21 protein-coding genes are annotated in these 16,836 nt (G+C 65.2%); 9 read left to right on the top strand and 12 right to left on the bottom strand.

Annotation, left to right across the window (positions count from 1 at the left end; all coding sequences use genetic code 11):
* Nucleotides 1–60 precede the first annotated feature (60 nt).
* Nucleotides 61–2,265 (bottom strand): primosomal protein N', encoded by a 2,205-nt coding sequence (locus NOG11_RS00635; RefSeq protein WP_256617686.1) that lies wholly within the window; start codon nucleotides 2,263–2,265, stop codon nucleotides 61–63.
* A gap of 86 nt (nucleotides 2,266–2,351) precedes the next feature.
* Between NOG11_RS00635 and NOG11_RS00630 the strand changes: the two genes are divergently transcribed.
* From NOG11_RS00630 to NOG11_RS00610, 5 genes are read left to right on the top strand one after another with little or no spacing between them, the layout of a single operon-like run.
* Nucleotides 2,352–4,148: a DUF885 domain-containing protein gene (locus NOG11_RS00630; RefSeq protein ID WP_256617685.1), complete on the top strand. Its 1,797-nt coding sequence runs from the start codon at nucleotides 2,352–2,354 to the stop codon at nucleotides 4,146–4,148.
* Nucleotides 4,132–4,512, top strand: a complete 381-nt coding sequence (locus tag NOG11_RS00625) for a DUF1622 domain-containing protein (RefSeq protein ID WP_256617684.1) — start codon at nucleotides 4,132–4,134, stop codon at nucleotides 4,510–4,512. Before NOG11_RS00630 ends, NOG11_RS00625 begins: the two co-directional genes overlap by 17 nt.
* Nucleotides 4,509–4,943: a low molecular weight protein-tyrosine-phosphatase gene (locus NOG11_RS00620; protein ID WP_256617683.1), complete on the top strand. Its 435-nt coding sequence runs from the start codon at nucleotides 4,509–4,511 to the stop codon at nucleotides 4,941–4,943. Before NOG11_RS00625 ends, NOG11_RS00620 begins: the two co-directional genes overlap by 4 nt.
* Complete coding sequence (locus NOG11_RS00615) at nucleotides 4,940–5,833, top strand: SDR family oxidoreductase (protein ID WP_256617682.1); 894 nt, start codon at nucleotides 4,940–4,942, stop codon at nucleotides 5,831–5,833. Before NOG11_RS00620 ends, NOG11_RS00615 begins: the two co-directional genes overlap by 4 nt.
* The gene (locus NOG11_RS00610) at nucleotides 5,830–6,828 is read left to right on the top strand and encodes an FAD-dependent oxidoreductase (protein WP_256617681.1); all 999 of its coding nucleotides are present in this window, start codon (nucleotides 5,830–5,832) and stop codon (nucleotides 6,826–6,828) included. The genes NOG11_RS00615 and NOG11_RS00610 overlap by 4 nt, the downstream gene beginning before the upstream one ends.
* Here the strand turns inward: NOG11_RS00610 and NOG11_RS00605 are convergent.
* Together NOG11_RS00605 and NOG11_RS00600 are read right to left on the bottom strand one after the other, a co-directional pair.
* Entirely contained in the window at nucleotides 6,821–7,699 is an 879-nt protein-coding gene (locus NOG11_RS00605; RefSeq protein WP_256617680.1) for a dienelactone hydrolase family protein, read from the bottom strand. The genes NOG11_RS00610 and NOG11_RS00605 overlap by 8 nt on opposite strands.
* A gap of 65 nt (nucleotides 7,700–7,764) precedes the next feature.
* Nucleotides 7,765–8,355 carry a G protein-coupled receptor family protein gene (locus NOG11_RS00600; protein WP_256617679.1) on the bottom strand — a complete coding sequence of 197 codons (591 nt, stop codon included), beginning with the start codon at nucleotides 8,353–8,355 and terminating at the stop codon, nucleotides 7,765–7,767.
* Between the two features lie 119 nt (nucleotides 8,356–8,474).
* Here NOG11_RS00600 and ahcY point away from each other — a divergent pair, with 119 nt between their 5' ends.
* Both ahcY and NOG11_RS00590 read left to right on the top strand, forming a co-directional pair.
* Nucleotides 8,475–9,875, top strand: a complete 1,401-nt coding sequence (gene ahcY / locus NOG11_RS00595) for an adenosylhomocysteinase (RefSeq protein ID WP_256617678.1) — start codon at nucleotides 8,475–8,477, stop codon at nucleotides 9,873–9,875.
* A 1-nt stretch (nucleotide 9,876) separates the two neighbouring features.
* Entirely contained in the window at nucleotides 9,877–10,203 is a 327-nt protein-coding gene (locus NOG11_RS00590) for a hypothetical protein (RefSeq protein ID WP_256617677.1), read from the top strand.
* A 70-nt stretch (nucleotides 10,204–10,273) separates the two neighbouring features.
* Here NOG11_RS00590 and NOG11_RS00585 read toward each other — a convergent pair whose 3' ends face one another.
* The 4 genes from NOG11_RS00585 to NOG11_RS00570 form a co-directional block, all read right to left on the bottom strand.
* Entirely contained in the window at nucleotides 10,274–10,633 is a 360-nt protein-coding gene (locus tag NOG11_RS00585; protein ID WP_256617676.1) for a hypothetical protein, read from the bottom strand.
* Between the two features lie 87 nt (nucleotides 10,634–10,720).
* The gene (gene recR, locus NOG11_RS00580; protein WP_256617675.1) at nucleotides 10,721–11,326 is read right to left on the bottom strand and encodes a recombination mediator RecR; all 606 of its coding nucleotides are present in this window, start codon (nucleotides 11,324–11,326) and stop codon (nucleotides 10,721–10,723) included.
* A gap of 141 nt (nucleotides 11,327–11,467) precedes the next feature.
* A complete protein-coding gene (locus NOG11_RS00575; RefSeq protein WP_370468206.1) occupies nucleotides 11,468–11,791 on the bottom strand; it encodes a YbaB/EbfC family nucleoid-associated protein in 324 nt (107 codons plus the stop codon).
* A 69-nt stretch (nucleotides 11,792–11,860) separates the two neighbouring features.
* Entirely contained in the window at nucleotides 11,861–13,459 is a 1,599-nt protein-coding gene (locus tag NOG11_RS00570; protein ID WP_256617673.1) for a DNA polymerase III subunit gamma/tau, read from the bottom strand.
* A gap of 64 nt (nucleotides 13,460–13,523) precedes the next feature.
* Between NOG11_RS00570 and NOG11_RS00565 the strand changes: the two genes are divergently transcribed.
* Nucleotides 13,524–14,096, top strand: a complete 573-nt coding sequence (locus NOG11_RS00565) for a class I SAM-dependent methyltransferase (protein WP_256617672.1) — start codon at nucleotides 13,524–13,526, stop codon at nucleotides 14,094–14,096.
* Nucleotides 14,097–14,185: 89 nt separating this feature from the next.
* On the top strand, nucleotides 14,186–15,037 hold the full coding sequence (locus tag NOG11_RS00560; protein WP_256617671.1) for a hypothetical protein: 852 nt from the start codon (nucleotides 14,186–14,188) through the stop codon (nucleotides 15,035–15,037).
* On the opposite strand, the gene NOG11_RS00555 is transcribed toward NOG11_RS00560, so the two are convergent.
* The 5 genes from NOG11_RS00555 to NOG11_RS00535 all read right to left on the bottom strand — a co-directional run bounded on the left by NOG11_RS00555 (nucleotide 15,022) and on the right by NOG11_RS00535 (nucleotide 16,752).
* A complete protein-coding gene (locus NOG11_RS00555; RefSeq protein WP_256617670.1) occupies nucleotides 15,022–15,345 on the bottom strand; it encodes a hypothetical protein in 324 nt (107 codons plus the stop codon). The two genes, NOG11_RS00560 and NOG11_RS00555, sit on opposite strands and share 16 nt — an antisense overlap.
* Nucleotides 15,346–15,576 carry a helix-turn-helix transcriptional regulator gene (locus NOG11_RS00550; RefSeq protein WP_370468188.1) on the bottom strand — a complete coding sequence of 77 codons (231 nt, stop codon included), beginning with the start codon at nucleotides 15,574–15,576 and terminating at the stop codon, nucleotides 15,346–15,348.
* Nucleotides 15,573–15,974, bottom strand: coding sequence for a hypothetical protein (locus NOG11_RS00545; protein ID WP_256617669.1), 402 nt, complete (start codon nucleotides 15,972–15,974; stop codon nucleotides 15,573–15,575). The genes NOG11_RS00550 and NOG11_RS00545 overlap by 4 nt, the downstream gene beginning before the upstream one ends.
* An 11-nt stretch (nucleotides 15,975–15,985) precedes the next feature.
* Nucleotides 15,986–16,384, bottom strand: coding sequence for a hypothetical protein (locus NOG11_RS00540; RefSeq protein WP_256617668.1), 399 nt, complete (start codon nucleotides 16,382–16,384; stop codon nucleotides 15,986–15,988).
* Between the two features lie 83 nt (nucleotides 16,385–16,467).
* Complete coding sequence (locus NOG11_RS00535) at nucleotides 16,468–16,752, bottom strand: SemiSWEET transporter (protein ID WP_256617667.1); 285 nt, start codon at nucleotides 16,750–16,752, stop codon at nucleotides 16,468–16,470.
* Between the last annotated feature and the right edge of the window lie 84 nt (nucleotides 16,753–16,836).

The following is a 16,836-nucleotide window of genomic DNA, read 5'->3' as shown; positions in this document are numbered from 1 at the left end:
CCTACTTCGCTCCCCCACGGGTGGGGGAGCTGCCGACAGGCTGAGAGGGCTACGCAACGTCTAGAAAAAGTTATACGGATCGATATCCACCACGCGCCGAACCGCGCTCGTCCCCTTCACACCAGCCAGCCAGTCGCTGGCAAAAGCCTGCAGGTTCGACTTCTTCCGCCCCCTGATGAGGAAGCGCTGGCGGTAGATACCGCGCAGGCGGTAGAAGGGGGCGGGGGCGGGGCCCCAGACTTCGATCCCCTCGGCATGCGGTACGTGGGAGGCCAGAGCGCGGGCCTCTTCTAGGAGCTTTCGCTCGTCCTCCGCTGACAGAATGACCGATGCCAGCCGCCCGAAGGGAGGCATGCCGATCTCGTCGCGGCAGTGGAGCTCCGCGCCGAAGAAAGCGTCCCGGTCGCCGCTGGTGAGCGCCAGGTTCACCGAGTGGTCCGGCTGGTAGCTTTGCAAGAGCACCCGGCCCTTGTCCTTCGCCCGACCCGCCCGGCCCGAGACTTGCGAGAGCACCTGGTAGGTCCGCTCTGCCGCGCGGAGGTCGCCGCCGGATAGGCCGAGGTCGGCGTCCACCCCGACGACTAACGTCAGTCCAGGGAAGTTGTGCCCCTTGGCTGCGGCTTGGGTCGCCACCAGAATATCAATTTCGCCTGCGGTCATCCGTTCCAAGAGCGCTTTCGCTGAACCTGGCGCCTCGACGGTGTCGGAGGAGAAGATCTCCACCACCTTGTCGGGCCATCGCTCCTTGGCTTCCTCCGCCACCCGCTCCACACCGGGGCCACACGGCGCCAGCGTGTCCTTCGCCTGGCAATGCGGACAGGCCTCCGGCTTGGGCATGGAGAAGCCGGTCTGGTGACAGATAAGACGGTTCGTGTACCGATGCTCCACCAGCCAAGTGTCGCTGTCCGGCGCGGTCATCCGCTCACCGCAACGCCTGCAGATCGTCACCGGGGCATAGCCGCGCCGGTTGAGATAGAGGAGCACCTGCTTGCCGCGAATCAGCGTCTCGGTGATTTCCGCTACTGCAGGCTCAGCCAGCCAACGGTTCGCCTCCGGAGGAACAGCGCGCAGGTCGAGCACCTCGACATCGGGCAACACAGCGGGACCATAGCGGCTGGGCAGGCGTACCCGGCTGTAGCGGCCTAGCTCGCAATTGTGCACGGTCTCCAGCGACGGCGTCGCTGAAGCGAGCACCACCGGAAACCCCTGCCTCGCCCCCATGGCCACGGCCATGTCGCGGGCGTGGTAGAGGATGCCGTCCTGCTGCTTGTAGGCTTGGTCGTGCTCCTCGTCGATGACGATGAGCTTGAGCTTCTGCCAGGGCAGGAACAGCGCCGAGCGCGCCCCCACCACGAGCCTTGCCGAGCCGTCGAGCACCCGCTTCCACACACGCCGTCTGCCTGCAGAGGAGACGTCCGAGTGCCAGTGGGCGGGCGGCGTACCGAAGCGCTCTTCCAAGCGTTTGAGGAAGGGAAGGGTCAGCGCGATCTCGGGCAGCATGACCAGAACCTGCGCTTCCGGGTCGGCGCGCAGGGCTTCGGCCACAGCCTCGAAATAGACCTCGGTCTTGCCCGAGCCCGTCACCCCGTCGAGAAGCGCTGTGCCCTGCCCATCGCGGACCAGGGCACGCAGCTCGGCGGCGCCCGCCTCCTGCTGCTGGGAAAGCTCCTTACGCCCCGCATCAGGATCAGGCGCGCCGAAAGGCGGGTCGGGGTCGAACATCACCGGCTCCAGCGCCCCCGCCTCGGCCAGGGAGCGCACCACGCCGTCGGTCACCCCTGCCGCCTCGGCCAGCTCACGGGCGGAGAGCGCCCGGTCGCCTGCCGCCTCCAGAACCGCCTTGCGCTTGGCCGTCAGTTTGACATGGGGCGGTACGGCGCAGCGGCGAAAGCCGGTCTTGCCTTTGACATCGGCCAGCCCCTGCTCGCGCCGCAGCACCATGCGCAGGACGGCGCCCTTGGGCACCATGTAGTAGCTCGCCACCCAGTCGACGAAATCCATCAGCTGCGGCGACAGGCGGGGCACGGAGAACTGGCGCTTGACTGGTTTCAGCTTCTCATCGGGGACCTTGCCGTCCGCGCCGCCTGGCCAGACGACGCCGGTCACCTCGCGCGGGCCGAGGGGCACGCTGACGATATCGCCTGGGGTGAGGCTCAGATCCTCCGGTACGGCATAGTCGTAGCCTGCCCCCATGGGCAGGGGCAGCAGCACCTTGACCCGCATCACGGGTGCCACCTCCGCCAGTAGCTGCGCCTGCTGTGCCACGTCATGCCCCGATGAACTGCAATTAGGCGAGTACATTTGCAGAACAGCCCTTCCGAAGGGAAGCGAAAAACCGTTACAGTCCGCTGATGAAGAACATCGCCCTCAGCTCCCTCGCTCTCCTTCTCATCACCGCCTGTTCCGACCAGGCCGCCCCCCGCGCGCAAGTCGCCACCAATCAAGCGAGCCAGCCGGAAGGCCAGCAGGAGGAAGACAGCCTCGCCTCGATCATGGAGGACCACTGGGCGCTGGTCCTGGAGGAGAACCCCGTGCTGGCAGAGCAGCTTGGCGAGGCGAGCGGGCGGGGCCGCCTGCCCGACGCCTCCTTGGAGGCCTATGCCGAGGGGGTGGAAGCGCGCCGGGCACTGCTGGCGAGGCTAAACGAGCTGGAGGGGGGAAACCTCGCGCCGGAGGAGGACCTCAACCGCCGCCTCCTCATGACCGAGCTCGAGGACGAGATCGAGTCGTCGCAAACCGGCGGGCGCTACCTCACCATCACCACCTACTCCGCGCCGCATCTCGGCTTCGTCAGGCTGGCGGAGCGGGCGAGCCTCAGGCGGCGGGAGGATATCGACAGCTACCTCGCCCGTCTCGACGCCATGCCGGATGCGATGGACGCGGTGATCGCCCGCCTGTCCGAAGCGGTGGATGAAGGCTGGACCCAGCCCTGCAAGGCGATGGAGGGGCATGAGCGGACCTACCGCACCCACCTCGTCGGCACGCCCGAGGAGTCGGCCTTCTACGCCCCGCTCACGACCTCGGACCGCGCCACCGATGCCGACCGGGAGAGCGCCGCCCGCCTGATCGAGGAAGGGGTGCTGCCCGCCTTCCAGCGCTTCGCCGCCTTCTATGAGGGGACCTACCGGCCCGCCTGCCGCCAGGATGTCGGCGCGTCGAGCTTTCCCGGCGGCGAGGACTTTTACGCCTACCGCACCCGCAGCTACACGACCACCGACATGACCCCGGACGAGGTGCACGAGGTGGGGCTGTCCGAGGTCGCCCGCATTCGCGCGGAGATGGAGGAGGTCGCAGGCGAGGCCGGCTTTGCGGACCTCGCCAGCTTCCAGCAGTACCTGCGCACCGATCCCAAGTTCTACCCTGAGACCGCGGAAGAACGCCTGGCGGCTGCCTCCGTCATCGCCAAGAAGATGGACGGCAAGCTGGTGGAGCTCTTCACGGTCCTCCCGCGTATGCCCTACGACATCCAGCCCATCCCGCTGGATGTGGCCGAGGGGACGACCACGGCCTACTACTCCGGCCCCGCCGCCGACGGCACGCGGGGGGGGACCTACTGGCTCAACACCACCAAGCTGGAGACGAGACCCCTTTACGAGCTCGAGGCTCTGACCCTGCACGAGGCCGTGCCCGGCCATCACCTCCAAGTCGCCCTCACCCAGGAGCTGGACCTGCCGGAGTTCCGGCGCTTCGGCGGCTTCACCGCCTTTACCGAGGGGTGGGGGCTCTACTCAGAGCGGCTCGGGCTCGAGACCGGTTTCTACGACGCGCCGGAGACCGATTTCGGGCGGCTCTCCTACGAGATGTGGCGGGCCTGCCGCCTGGTGGTGGATACGGGCATGCACGCCAAGGGCTGGTCGCGGCAGGAGGCGATCGACTACATGCTGGAGAACACCGGCCTCAGCGAGAACAACATCACCCGCGAGGTGGACCGCTACATCACCTGGCCCGGTCAGGCGCTGGCCTACAAGATCGGTGAGCTGAAGATCAGGGAGCTGCGCGAGCGTGCCGAGAGCGAGCTGGGCGAGAGCTTCGATGTGCGCCGCTTCCACGACGCCGTGCTCGCCAACGGCGCCCTGCCCCTCAGTATCCTCGAGGAAGAGATCGAACGCTTCATCGAAGAGGAGCAGGAGAATGCTGGAAGAGGCTGAGGCGTTCGCGGCCTTTCTGTTTCAGGCGGCGGGCTTCGTCATCGAGGCGATTGCGGCGCTGCTCCTTATCTCGGGCGCGGCGCTCTTCCTGTGGACCATTCTGAACCGAGGGGTGATGGGCAAGCGCCGCGTCTCCTCCGCCTTCGCCGAGGCGAGGTTGCGGCTCGGCACCTATATCCTCGCTGGCCTCGAGTTCATGATCGTGGCCGACATCCTCTTCACCATCGTCAACCGCACCCTGGAGGACGTCATCGTGCTCGCCATCGTCGTGGCCGTGCGTACTTTGATCTCCTTCTTCCTCAACCGTGAGCTGGAGGAGCTGCAGATGGACGCCGAGCCAAGCGAAGAGGGCGCCGCTGCATGAAGGTGCTGTTCGTCTGCCTGGGAAACATCTGCCGCTCCCCCGCCGCGGAAGGTGTGTTCCGGGCCCGCGCCGCATCTCGGGGCCTCAACATAGAGGTGGACAGCGCCGGAACAGGCGGCTGGCATGTGGGCGGGCCGTCTGACCCCCGCATGGTGGCCGCTGCAAAAAAGCGCGGCTACGACCTCTCAACCTTGCGGGCGCGGCAGTTCTCCGACGGTGACGGTTTCGACTTCGACGCCATCTACGCCATGGACGACAGCAACCTCGCGGACATCGAAGAGCTGCGCCTGCCGGGCTGGACAGCCTGGGTCTCCAAGCTGATGGACCAGGATGTCCCCGACCCCTATTACGGCGGCGAGGACGGGTTCGAACACGTGCTCGACCTTCTGGAGGAAGCCTCGGACCGCATCCTCTCGCAGCTCGCGACATGACCGACGTTCTCGTCCTCGGGCTCGGCTACACTGCGGCCCCCTTCGCCGCGAAGCTGGCCTCTGCAGGCTGCAACGTTGCGGGCACCACCCGCTCGCCTTCAAAAGCCATGCAGATCGCAGGCACCGGCGTCAGCCCCCTGGTCTGGGGAGCGGGCGGCAACCTGCCCCGCGACAGGATCGAAGAGGCGGACCTTCTGGTCGTCAGCACACCGCCCGGTGACGACGGATGCCCCGCTCTTCACGCGCTCCAAGGGTTCGGGCCTCGCCCTTTCATCAGAGCGCCTCAAATCCTCTATCTCTCCTCCTCCGGCGTTTACGGCGACCACGGCGGCGGTTGGGTCGATGAGGAGATGGAGTGCCGTCCCGGAACGGAGCGGGGCAAGGCCCGGCTCGCCGCTGAGAGGACGTGGGCCGATTTTGCCGAAGAGAACGGCGCCACCCTCACCCTCTGCCGATTGGCGGGTATCTACGGGCCGGGGCGTAGCGCGGTGGACAGCCTTTCGGGCGACACCACGGGCGCAAGGGCAGGACTGACGAGGCGGCTGGAAAAGCCGGGCCACGTCTTCAACCGTATCCACCGGGACGATATCGTCAGGGGGCTGTATGCCTTGGCCGAAGCGGAGAACCCGCCCGCGATCGTCAACTTCGCCGATGACGAGCCCTCGCCCCCGGCCGATCCGATCACCTTCGCCGCCGAGCTGCTCGGTATCGAACCACCGCCCCTTCAGCGCTTCGAGGACATCGAAGAGGAGCTATCGCCCATGGCAAGGAGCTTCTACGCGGAGAGCAAGCGGCTCGGGAACGGTCGGCTTCGTGAGCTGGTGGGTACGCTGACCTACCCTACCTATCGCGAGGGATTGCGCGCTATCGCCGAGATGCGCAGGCGGTGATCGACCTCAGGGCAGCGGATTTCGCACCTGACCGTCTTAAGCGGATAACGGTCTGCATCCGCCCCTACCGGCCCGACGGTCCTCGCATCGAAGAGGAGGCGCTTGGCTCCAAACGCCTGATCCACCATTACGGCCATGGGGGAGCAGGCTGGTCGCTTTCCTGGGGGTGTGCGGAGGAAGTGCGGCGTCTGGTGGGCGAGGCAGCGCCCGTCGCCGTCATCGGTGCGGGCGCCATCGGACTGACGACCGCGCTCACGCTGCAAGAAGCAGGGTGCCATGTCACCATCTACACCGCCGAGCCGCCCCTCCGCACCCGGTCTGCCTTCGCCACCGGCTTCTGGACGCCCGACAGCCGATTGACCATGCGCCGAGACGAAGGCTTCGCCGCTAGGTGGGAGGGGTGGGCACGGACGGCCTATCGCCGTCACCTGCGCTTCACCGGCATGGCCGCGATGACCGCCCGTTTCGAGCTGGACGACGACGCACCGTCGGCGCGGCTAGGCCCGCTGGAACGGCGCCTGGAAGAGCTGACACCCGCCCCGCGCGAGGTCAGCACTGCAGAGCTTGGCCTGCGTGCCCGCTACGCCGTCCGTACCCAGCGTCTCGGCTTCGACATTCCCGGTTACGTTCAGGCCATCAGGGCGCAGTTCGAGGCGGCGGGCGGGCAGCTCTCCATTCGCCGCTTCCGCGACAGGCAGGAGCTGGAAAGCCTACCCCAGCCCATCGTCGTTAACGCAGCGGGCTACGGCGCCAAGGCGCTGTTCGGCGACGAGAGCCTGATCCCCGTCCGTGGGCAGATCGCCTGGATGTCCCGCCGTCATGCGCCGCCCGTCGCCATCTCTTATCAAGGGATCACGGCCTACCGCCGCGCCGACACCACCTTGCTACAAAAGCGCGGCGGCGACGGCTGGGGCGAGGGGGTGGATGACGAGACCCCCTCGCAAGAAGAGTACGAAGAGGCCTTCGCGATCGCCTCCAAAGTGCTGCCTAGCTGAGCTGCTCCTTGAAGAAGGCCAGCGTCCTCTCCCAGGAAAGCTCAGCGGCTTCTTCGTCGTAGCGGCTGGTCGAGTCGTTGTGGAAGCCGTGGTTCACACCCTCATAGATATGGGCGGAGTAGCTCTTGCCCGCTTCGAGCAGCGCTTCCTCGTAAGGAGGCCAGCCCGCATTCACACGGTCGTCGAGGCCCGCGAGCTGCACCATCAGCGCCGCCGACAGATCCTCCGCCTGCGATGCTTCTGGCCAGCCGCCGTAATAGGGCACGGCGGCATCGAGCTCAGGCATGGTCACGGCAAGCTCGTTCACCACATAACCGCCAAAGCAGAAACCCACCGCGCCGAGCTTACCGGTCGACTGCTCGTGGCCCCTCACGGCGAGGGCACCGGCGCGGAAGTCCGCCACCATCTCGGCGCGGTCCCGCTCGCGCTGCATGGCGCGGCCGTCATCGTCATTGCCCGGATAGCCGCCTAGCGGGAACAGAGCGTCGGGGGCCAGCGCCACATACCCCTCCAGCGCGAGCCTGCGCGCCACGTCCTCGACGTAAGGGTTGAGCCCGCGGTTCTCGTGCACGACCAGGACGGCCGGGACCTCGATCACCTCCTTCGGACGCGCCAGGAGCCCCTGCATCTTCCCGGCGCCGTCAGGCGAGTCGTAGGAGAAGCGCTCGGTCCTGATGCGGGGGTCGTCGGGTTTGACCTGCTGCGCCAGGGCGTAGTTCGGCAGAAGCGCCGCCGCCATGGCCGAGGCGGCTGCAGCGCCCCCCGCCACCCGGCCGAGCCCATCGAAGAAGGCTCTCCGGTCGATCTCACCGTGGCAGTAGCGGTCGTAGAGGCGGTAGGCTGCCGATGGCAGAAAGGCGCTGTTGTTCATGGATCTGCTCCTAAGGTCGCCCGTTGATTGTAGGCCCGTCGGTAAGGACGACCAGCAGACGAAAGCTATTGCTGTTCTTTCTGAAGGTTTCTCACTAGACGGTAGACCTTTTCGGCGTCATCAATCCGCTCGAAAACAAACCCTGCCTTCTGCCCAGTCAACATAGCAATTTGAGCCATTGGATCGAAGAAGTTTAAGGTGGAGGAACCAAAGGTCAACGAACCTTTTCGACCAGTTTTCAATGTTAGCTCAGTAGAAGGATTAATGGCTCTAGCCTCGAGGGAACCTCCCGGTTTAAAAATAAGAGCTCGATCATTCGTCAAAGCATACGAAGTTTTGGATCGCCTCCTCATATCAATAAGAAAGCGACCAAACAGGAGATAACATCCGAATATTACGAACAGAAGAGGAACGATAGTAAAGGGTATAAAGAAGGCATCAATGTCGTTCGACTGTGACGCCATGCCAGTCGAGGTCAACCCAATCATGGATAGGGGCACAGAGGTCCAAACAAGCGCGAACGGAATGAGAAAGGCATCGAAGGGCGAGAAGGCCACACCACTTCCTGCTTCGCCACGCCATAGAATCAATTCCCCTGGATCAAGGAACCTCTCGAACTCATCCTGGTTCTTTCCTCGGTTCCGGTCTTTGCGCATCCGGCGATCTTCCTTTCCGTGCCCTCGAATGGTGTGGTAGGAGCCAGAGCGATATAAAGAAAGCTTTATATCCCCTCCCTGCCCTGCTACCGCCCCGGCCAGGATGATCAGGAGGACCCATGGCCCAGGACTACGCCGTCAAAGACATCAGCCTTGCCGAGTTCGGTGAGAAGGAGATCGCCATCGCCGAGCACGAGATGCCCGGCCTGATGGCGACCCGCGCCGAATACGGCCAATCGAAGCCGCTCAAGGGCGCGCGCATCGCGGGTTCCTTGCACATGACCATCCAGACGGCAGTGCTGATCCGTACCCTCGAGGCCCTCGGCGCCGAGGTGCGCTGGGTGAGCTGCAACATCTTCTCCACCCAGGATCATGCCGCCGCCGCCATCGCCGCGTCGGGGACGCCGGTCTTCGCCCATAAGGGCGAGACGCTGGAGGAGTACTGGGACTTCTGCGATCGGATCTGGGAGTGGCCGGACGGCTCCTATGCCAACATGATCCTCGACGATGGCGGCGACGCCACCATGCTGATCCTGATCGGCAGCCAGGCCGAGAGCGATCCTTCCGTGCTTGAAAACCCCTCCAACGAGGAAGAGGAGGCCTTCTTCGCCACGATCAAGCGCCGCCTAGAGCGCGACCCCGGCTTCTACTCCAAGGTCAAAGCCTCGATCAAAGGCGTCACCGAGGAAACCACCACCGGCGTCATGCGCCTCTATCAGCGTGCGAAGGAAGGCACCCTCCCCTTCCCCGCGATCAACGTGAACGACTCGGTCACCAAGTCGAAATTCGACAACAAGTACGGCTGCAAGGAATCGCTGGTCGACGCCATCCGCCGGGGCACCGACGTCATGATGGCCGGCAAGGTCGCCACCGTCGCGGGCTACGGCGATGTCGGCAAGGGCTCGGCTGCGTCCCTTCGCGGCGCGGGCTGCCGGGTCATGGTGACCGAGGTCGACCCCATCTGCGCCCTCCAGGCGGCCATGGACGGCTACGAGGTCGTCACCATGGAGCAGGCCATGCCCCGCTCGGACATCGTGGTCACCGCCACGGGCAACAAAGACGTTCTGACAGCTGACCATATGCGCGAGGCCAAGGACATGGCCATCATCTGCAATATCGGCCATTTCGACAACGAGATCCAAGTCGATGCGCTGAAGAACTATCCGTGGACGAATATCAAGGACCAGGTGGACATGGTGCACCTGACCGATGAGAAGCGGATCATCCTCCTCAGCCAAGGCCGCCTCGTGAACCTAGGCAACGCGACAGGGCACCCCAGCTTCGTCATGTCGGCCAGCTTCACCAACCAGACCCTGGCCCAGATCGAGCTCTTCGCGAACAATGACGACGGTAAGTACAAGAACCAGGTCTATGTCCTACCGAAGCACCTCGACGAGAAAGTCGCCAGCCTCCATCTCGCCCATGTCGGCGCGAACCTCAGCGAGCTGAGCCAGGAGCAGGCGGACTATATCGGCGTGCAGAAGAACGGCCCCTTCAAGGGCGAAGACTACCGGTACTAGAATGACTAATGAGCCGACCGACTGGAAACTCAAACTCCGCTACGGTCGGCTCAAAACACCGCTTACGCACTATACGTTGATGGCCGCAGGTGCAGTACTGGAGCAGAAGCATGGCTTTGAACCTCCACTGGGTCCGGCAGTCACGTCGATGCGAATGTGGGCAGAGGACGACGACACCGCCTTCGACCTATTCCGAAGCGTCAGCACAGAAGTAGGGTTTGCTCTGGACGGTAAGATTGATTTCTACCGAACTGACCCTTCCATCCCTCCCACAGAAACCAACCACGCCTACGACATTCGGTTCGTTCCATTCGACCCTAAGGCCTAGTAGGCGGGCGTTGGAGCCGGCCGCGAGCCAGTTTCTTACCGTAGCAGCGCGGTCGGCTTCGCCGCCCGCCCTACGGCACTTCCTTTGTCACCGTTTCTTCCGCCCAGCCATGCACGCTGTCCCGTGCACGGATGGTCACCTCCTCCACACCCTCAGGAATGGTCATGGTGGTCGACCGGGTGAAGGGCTGCTCATCCACATGGGGATGGGCGAGGACCCGCTCGCCGAGCTTCTCGCCATCGGCGTTCAACACTTCCCACTTATCGGCGTAGTGACCCCAACCCTCGTCATCATGGCGGAGGGTGACGGAGACGCGGAAGCTTTGCTCACGCAGGTGGTCGATCTCGACACCGACGATCTCGACCTCGCCAGCGAAGGCTGTGGCGACGAGGGAAGCAAAAGCGGACAAGAGGGCAAAGTAGGCTTTCATGTTTCCTCCGTAGGGCGGATTGCGAAGCCATCCGCCGTTCAAGGGCGCTATCGTTGCAGGCGGAAAGCTTTGCGTTCCGCCCTACGCTTACACCGGCCGCCTGGCTTTTAGTGCAGCAGCCAAGGTTCCTTCGTCCAGCACATCGAGCTCGCCGCCCACCGGCACGCCCCTGGCCATGCCGGTGATGGTCACCCCGCGGCCCTCCAGCATCTCCGAGGCGTAGTGCGCCGTGGTTTGACCATCGACCGTGGCGGGCAGTGCCATGATGATCTCGAGCACGTTCGGCTCGGAGCTGCGCGCCGAGAGCTCGCGCATCCTAAGGTCCTCCGGCCCCACCCCGTCCAGCGGCGAGATCAGCCCGCCGAGCACGTGGTAGAGCCCGTTATGCGCCCGCGCCCGCTCCAGCGCCCAGACATCCGAGACGTCCTGCACCACGCAGATCACCGAGCGGTCGCGCCCCTCATCCGAACAGATCGAGCAGGGGTCTTGGGCGTCCCAGTTGCCGCAGACGGTACAGGGCTTCACCGTCTCGGCCACTCGTTCCAGGGCCGCGGCAAGGGGCTTCATCACCTGCTCGCGCTTCCTCAGCATATGGAGCGCCGCGCGGGTGGCCGAGCGCGGGCCGTAGCCTGGGAGCCGCGAGAGGAGGCTGATGAGATGGTCGAGCTCGGGACCGGCGGTGGTTCTAGGCATCCCCAACACCGTCATCCCGGAAAGCCGCCAGGCTTATCCGGGACCCATGGCCCATCGAGTACGGATGAAGAGGGACGGTGGTCATAGGTTTGGTCCATGGGTCCCGGCTCTTCGCCCTTCGGGCTACGGCCGGGATGACGACTAAAAAGGCAGCTTCATGCCCGGCGGCAGGGGCAGCCCGGCGGTCATCTCCTTCATCTTCTCCGCAGACGCCTCTTCGAGCTTCGCCTTGGCGTCGTTGACGGCGGCGGTGATGAGGTCCTCGAGCACCTCGCGGTCGTCCTCAGAGAACATCTTCGGGTCGATCTGCACTTTCCGCATATAGCCCTTACCGGTCATCTGCACCCGGACGAGGCCGCCGCCCGCGATGCCTTCGGCCTCCAGCGCGGCGAGGCTCTCCTGGGCCTCCTGCATCTGCTTCTGCAGGCCCTGGGCCTGCTTCATCATGTCGGCGAAGTTCTTCATCATCGTTTCTACTCCTCGGGCGTCTTGCAGCAAAAGTGGATGCCGGTTTTGCGTCCGCAAGACGCCCACTTATTCTTTCGAGCCTAACGGCCTGACTTTCGCGATGGTTGCGCCGGGGAAGACCTTGAGCGCCTCCTTGACCAGCGGGTGCTCCTCGATGGCGCGGGCGCGGGCCTCCTTCAGGGTCGGCTCGGCAGCGCCGGGGTCGCCGCGCTCCACGTCCCAGGGCTCGCCGGTCCAGCCGATCAGGGCCGCTTGCAGCTTGCCCAAAAGCCCCTCCTGGGCGCCTTCAGCCAGCGCCGCGGTCAGCTTGGTGCCCTTCAGCGAAATCAGTCGGACGAAGCGCTCGATCTCCTCGCGCAGGATGAGGTCGTTATTGGCGCTCGCCAGGGCCGCGATCTCGGCCAGGGTCTGGGGCCGGTCGGCAGCCTTTTGTGCTTGCGGAACAGGCGGCTCGGGCGCCGCCCTCCTAGGGTCCGCGCCCTCCCTCTCCTCCCCGGCTGGTAGAGAGGCGCGGCTCAGCACCTCCGCCGGGGTCGGCAGGGCCGAGGCATAAGCCAAGCGGATCAGCCCAATCTCGGTTGCAGCCGCCGGGTCAGGCGCGCTCCGCGTCTCCTCCAGCGCCTTCATCAGTAGCGACCAGGCGCGGGTCAGCGCAGGGACCGAGAGCTGCTCGGCGAGAGCCACCGCCGCCTCGGCATCGCTTGGCCCGCCAGCGCCCTTCCTGGCTGCGTCCTTGCCAGCCGCCTTCACGCGGGTGGCAAGATGGCAGACCTCCAGAAGGTCGCGCAGCACCTCCGCCGGGTCGGCGCCGTAATCATATTGGTGACGAAACGAAGCCAGCGCCTCATCCGTCTCACCCTTCAGGACCTGCGTGAACAGCGGCCAGGTGGCGCTGCGGTCGGCCAGCCCGATCATGCGGCGCACAGCCTCCGCCTCGATGGTCTCGCCCTCGCGGCTCAGGATCGCCTGGTCGAGGAGCGACAGCCCGTCCCGCACCGAACCTTGCGCCGCCCGGCCTAGGATACGCAGCGCGCCTTCCTCGGCGGCCACCCCTTCTTTATCGGCGATCTCGCCCAGATACCCCGCCAGCGTCTCACCGTCGAAGCGCTTGAGGTCGAAGCGCTGGCAGCGGGAAAGCACCGTGATCGGCACCTTCCTGATCTCGGTGGTGGCGAAGATGAACTTCACATGGGGCGGCGGCTCTTCGAGGGTCTTAAGGAAAGCGTTGAAGGCGTTCTTGGTCAGCATGTGGACCTCGTCCACGATATAGACCTTGTAGCGGGCGACGGTGGGGGCATAGCGCACGCCCTCAATCAGCTCGCGGATGTCATCGACCCCGGTGCGCGAGGCGGCGTCCATTTCGATGACGTCAGGATGGCGGCCCTCCGCGATAGCTCTACAGTGCTTGCCCTCCTCCTTCATATCGACGGTGGGGCGATCCACCTCGTCCGTCTCGTAGTTCAGCGCTCGCGCCATGATGCGCGCGGTGGTGGTCTTGCCCACCCCGCGCACCCCGGTGAGGATGAAGGCATGGGCGATGCGGTCCGCCTCGAAGGCGTGGCGCAAGGTGCGCACCATGACCTCGTGACCGAGGAGGTCATCGAAGGAGGAAGGCCGGTATTTCCTGGCCAGAACCTGGTAGTCGTCGGGGGGCGTTGTGGTCACCGGAGGGCCTTAACCCTGCCGCGCCCCCGTTGAAAGAGCGAAGCTGAGCCCTGGGGAGAAGAGCTTGGAGGATAGGTCGAACGGCTGGGACGAAGCGGCGGAGGAGTTCATGCACCTCCGCTCGGATGCAGGCGCGGATGTCGTCCGGCGCTGGGCCAGATCGCTGCCGAAGGGCGCCTCGGTCCTCGATGTCGCTTGCGGCCACGGCGAGCCCTTGACCAGGGTGCTCCTGGAGGAGAGCCTCGACGTCTTCGCCATCGACGCCTCCCCGCGCATGGCGGCCGCGTTCGAGGCGCGCTTCCCAGATGTCCCCATCGCCTGCGAACCGGCGGAAGACAGCAGCTTCTTCGGCAAGCGTTACGGCGGCATCCTGGCCGTCGGCTTGGTGTTCTTACTTGGTGAGGAGACGCAGCGGCTGGTGCTCCAGCGTCTGACCGGTGCCCTGAAGCCCCAAGGCAGGCTCCTCTTCTCGGCCCCTGAACAGGCGTGCCAATGGAACGACCTTCAGACCGGGAGGGTGTCCCGTTCGCTGGGGTTCCCCGCTTACCGCGATATTCTCACTGCTGAGGGAATGGACGAGGCGAGCCAGGTTCGAGACCGAAACGATAACGCCTATATCGAAGCTGCCAAGCTGTAAGGGCCGCTGCTCGCCGCTGATATGGCCGCTTGCTCTAAGGTTAAGATATTCTTAAAGCTGAGCGCGAGGGATCGAGAGGGAGGTTTTCCGTGCCGCTCAAACGGGTCGTTCCAGCGCTCGCGCTGGCCGCTGCTACCGCCATGCCGCTTGCTGCCGAGGCTGCCACCTTCTCGGTCGGGCCGCGCAACAATAGCTGTGTTCCGAGTGTCCCCGCCCGCAGTCAGAGCACGGGCTTCACCGAGCAGACCGGGGGCGTTTCCTGCCGCGTCGATGTGGTGCCGAACACGCCCAACGCCTATGGCGCGGATCTCGTCGCCACCACCTTCATCGATACCGGGGCTACCGGCCTGTCCTTCGGCCTCAGCGCGGAAGCCAACGCCACCCCGCAGAGCAACCGCGTCTACCTAGCGAGCTCCTCCTTCCAGCAGGGCCTGTTCCAGGATGAAGTGACGATCTCCAGCACCGCCGCCGGCCAAGCCATGCTGGTGTTCACGGGGTCGCATTCGGTGACCGGCACCAGTGCGGACTCCAGCGGCGCGGTGAGCTTCACCTTCATCGTCGGCGGCGGCCCGACCCAGCCCTCGCCGGAGAGGCGCTTTGCCGTGCAGGAGAACAGCACCGGCAACAACACCAACCTGGAGCTCGATCCCATCCTGATCGATTTCGGTCCTGGCTCGACCGACTTCACCTTCCAGTACTTCTATGCCGGTACGGCGGTGGGCGGAGCGCGCGGCGCTTCGGCAATCGGCAATGGCACCGCGATGTTCGACTATACCTGGCAGCTCATGCTGCCCGACGGCGCCACGGCCCTCTCGGCTGGCGGCTTCGACTACACCGGCAGCGATGTGAGCGCCGAAGTGCCCCTTCCTGCAGCCCTGTGGTTCGGGGCCGGGGGCTTCGGCCTCCTGCTCTCCAGGCGCAGGGCTCAAGCGGACCGCTGACCTAGCCGCCTCGCCGCCCGTAGCGCCCAGCCGCCCGTCACCACGCTGAACAGGATGCGCGGGGGGAAGTAGACCACTGCCGGCAGGCCGAAGATCCACGGTGCCCAGCCTTCCGGCAGGACGAGGTCGGCAAAGGGGAACATCCAGCTCAGGAACGGCAGGTGGGTTCTGATATGCTCGCCGACGGAAGTCATCAGCTCCGCCTGACCGAGCGCCACCAGCACCAGGTGCTGAGCCAAAATGATGCCGTCGGTGACGCTGCCCACGAAGGATGCCCATCCGAACACCAAGAGAAACCATCGGAGCATCTACTCCCCCTCCCCCTCCGGCGGATAGCTGAACACGTCGGTGATCGGCACGGCGAAGGCCTCGGCGATCAGGAACGCCGTCTCGAGGGAGGGCGCGTACTTGTTCTTCTCGATGGCGGCGATGGTCTGGCGGGTGACGCCGACCTTCTCGGCCAGCGCCCCTTGGGTCATTTCGCCTGCGAAAAAGCGCAGCTCCCGCACCCGGTTCTGAAGGCGCGAAGGCTTCTTCACGAGGCCATCCGGTAGAGCACCACCATGGACACCATCTTCAGCATCGCGGCGCCGAACAGGCCGAAAAAGGCGATGTGAGCCAGGAGCCAGTCGCCCTGGATCATGCCGTAGGCGAGGATGCCGATGACCACCGCCGAGAGGGCGCCGTCGCCGATCATGTCGGTCTTGCGGTCGACCTCCCGGTCGCGCTCGTCTGTACGGTCGCCATCGCCGCGCGAGGTGGCCGCCACCACGCCGTGACCGATGGCGGCCAGCACCACGAAGCCGATCACCGCGGCAGCGATCCCCGTCACGCTGCCCTGGGCGAGGCCGCTATCGACGCGGTCGAGGCCGTAGGTGGCCACGGTGATCAGCATGGCCAGCAGCATGACCCAGATACTCTTCTCTTTGAACGACATGGAAGCCTCCTTCAGGCGTTGCGGCGGTATAGGGCGAGCATGACGAGGCCGCTGACGACCTCGATGGAAAGAACGGCCAGCAGCATCGCGTTGGCGAGGGCGTGCTCGCCGCGCCCGATGGCGATGCCGAGCACCGCGAAGCTGAGGGCGAGGTAGAGGAAGCCGCGAAGGCTCTGCGCGGTGAGCGCGACCCTGCCGTCCCGCTCATCCACCTGCCGCGCCTTCGGCCCCAGAAGAGCGATCAACGCGGCGCAGACGGCGGTGACGACGATGAAGACCAGCAGCATGGTCAGCATCTGCGGCGCCAGATCGGCCCCGAGACCGCGGCTCGCGACCAGACGCGCGAACCACACACCGCTGACAAGCAGCGCAACAAGCACCGCCAGCGCCACCTTCTCCCTTGCCACCATGGGTCACTCTCCCGTTCGACCTCGCCTATAATGTTGGCAATACCGAACGAGATGCAAGTATTTTTTACATGGAGTGCGGTTTTCTACTCACCAGGCGGTGAGTGAGCGTCCCCTTTGCGCATACCGAGGATCTTGAGGGTCAGGATGGTGCCGCCTGTCACCAGAGTGACCGCGTTGGCGATGATGATCGGCCAGGCCATGATCATCAGGCCGTAGACCAGCCAGAAGCTGACGCCGATCACCAGCATGAGGTAGGTCACCAGTGAGATGCCCGATGTGTCCCGCGTCCTGATGGTGAGCACCGCCTGGGGTAGGAAGGCTGCCGTGGTCAGGAAAGCCCCGACGGAGCTGATCCACAGTTCATGCATGGCCGATGGTTCTCCGGAAAACCTGGGAGCGTGTTCGTGGCTGTTCTTGAAGCGGCTGTTCCCTGAAAAGCCCCAGCAGCCTGC

This window comes from Parvularcula maris (assembly GCF_024505085.1).
Taxonomy (GTDB): domain Bacteria; phylum Pseudomonadota; class Alphaproteobacteria; order Caulobacterales; family Parvularculaceae; genus Parvularcula; species Parvularcula maris.
This window is presented reverse-complemented; position numbering and strand designations above follow the sequence as displayed.

Coding starts and splice junctions, on each gene's coding strand:
- NOG11_RS00605 (WP_256617680.1), bottom strand. CDS start 7,699: ATGAACAACAGCGCCTTTCTGCCATCGGCAGCCTACCGCCTCTACGAC.
- NOG11_RS00585 (WP_256617676.1), bottom strand. CDS start 10,633: ATGAAAGCCTACTTTGCCCTCTTGTCCGCTTTTGCTTCCCTCGTCGCC.
- NOG11_RS00615 (WP_256617682.1), top strand. CDS start 4,940: ATGACCGACGTTCTCGTCCTCGGGCTCGGCTACACTGCGGCCCCCTTC.
- NOG11_RS00600 (WP_256617679.1), bottom strand. CDS start 8,355: ATGCGCAAAGACCGGAACCGAGGAAAGAACCAGGATGAGTTCGAGAGG.
- recR (WP_256617675.1), bottom strand. CDS start 11,326: ATGCCTAGAACCACCGCCGGTCCCGAGCTCGACCATCTCATCAGCCTC.
- NOG11_RS00555 (WP_256617670.1), bottom strand. CDS start 15,345: ATGCTCCGATGGTTTCTCTTGGTGTTCGGATGGGCATCCTTCGTGGGC.
- NOG11_RS00630 (WP_256617685.1), top strand. CDS start 2,352: ATGAAGAACATCGCCCTCAGCTCCCTCGCTCTCCTTCTCATCACCGCC.
- NOG11_RS00590 (WP_256617677.1), top strand. CDS start 9,877: ATGACTAATGAGCCGACCGACTGGAAACTCAAACTCCGCTACGGTCGG.
- NOG11_RS00575 (WP_370468206.1), bottom strand. CDS start 11,791: ATGAAGAACTTCGCCGACATGATGAAGCAGGCCCAGGGCCTGCAGAAG.
- ahcY (WP_256617678.1), top strand. CDS start 8,475: ATGGCCCAGGACTACGCCGTCAAAGACATCAGCCTTGCCGAGTTCGGT.
- NOG11_RS00545 (WP_256617669.1), bottom strand. CDS start 15,974: ATGTCGTTCAAAGAGAAGAGTATCTGGGTCATGCTGCTGGCCATGCTG.
- NOG11_RS00540 (WP_256617668.1), bottom strand. CDS start 16,384: ATGGTGGCAAGGGAGAAGGTGGCGCTGGCGGTGCTTGTTGCGCTGCTT.
- NOG11_RS00625 (WP_256617684.1), top strand. CDS start 4,132: ATGCTGGAAGAGGCTGAGGCGTTCGCGGCCTTTCTGTTTCAGGCGGCG.
- NOG11_RS00620 (WP_256617683.1), top strand. CDS start 4,509: ATGAAGGTGCTGTTCGTCTGCCTGGGAAACATCTGCCGCTCCCCCGCC.
- NOG11_RS00535 (WP_256617667.1), bottom strand. CDS start 16,752: ATGCATGAACTGTGGATCAGCTCCGTCGGGGCTTTCCTGACCACGGCA.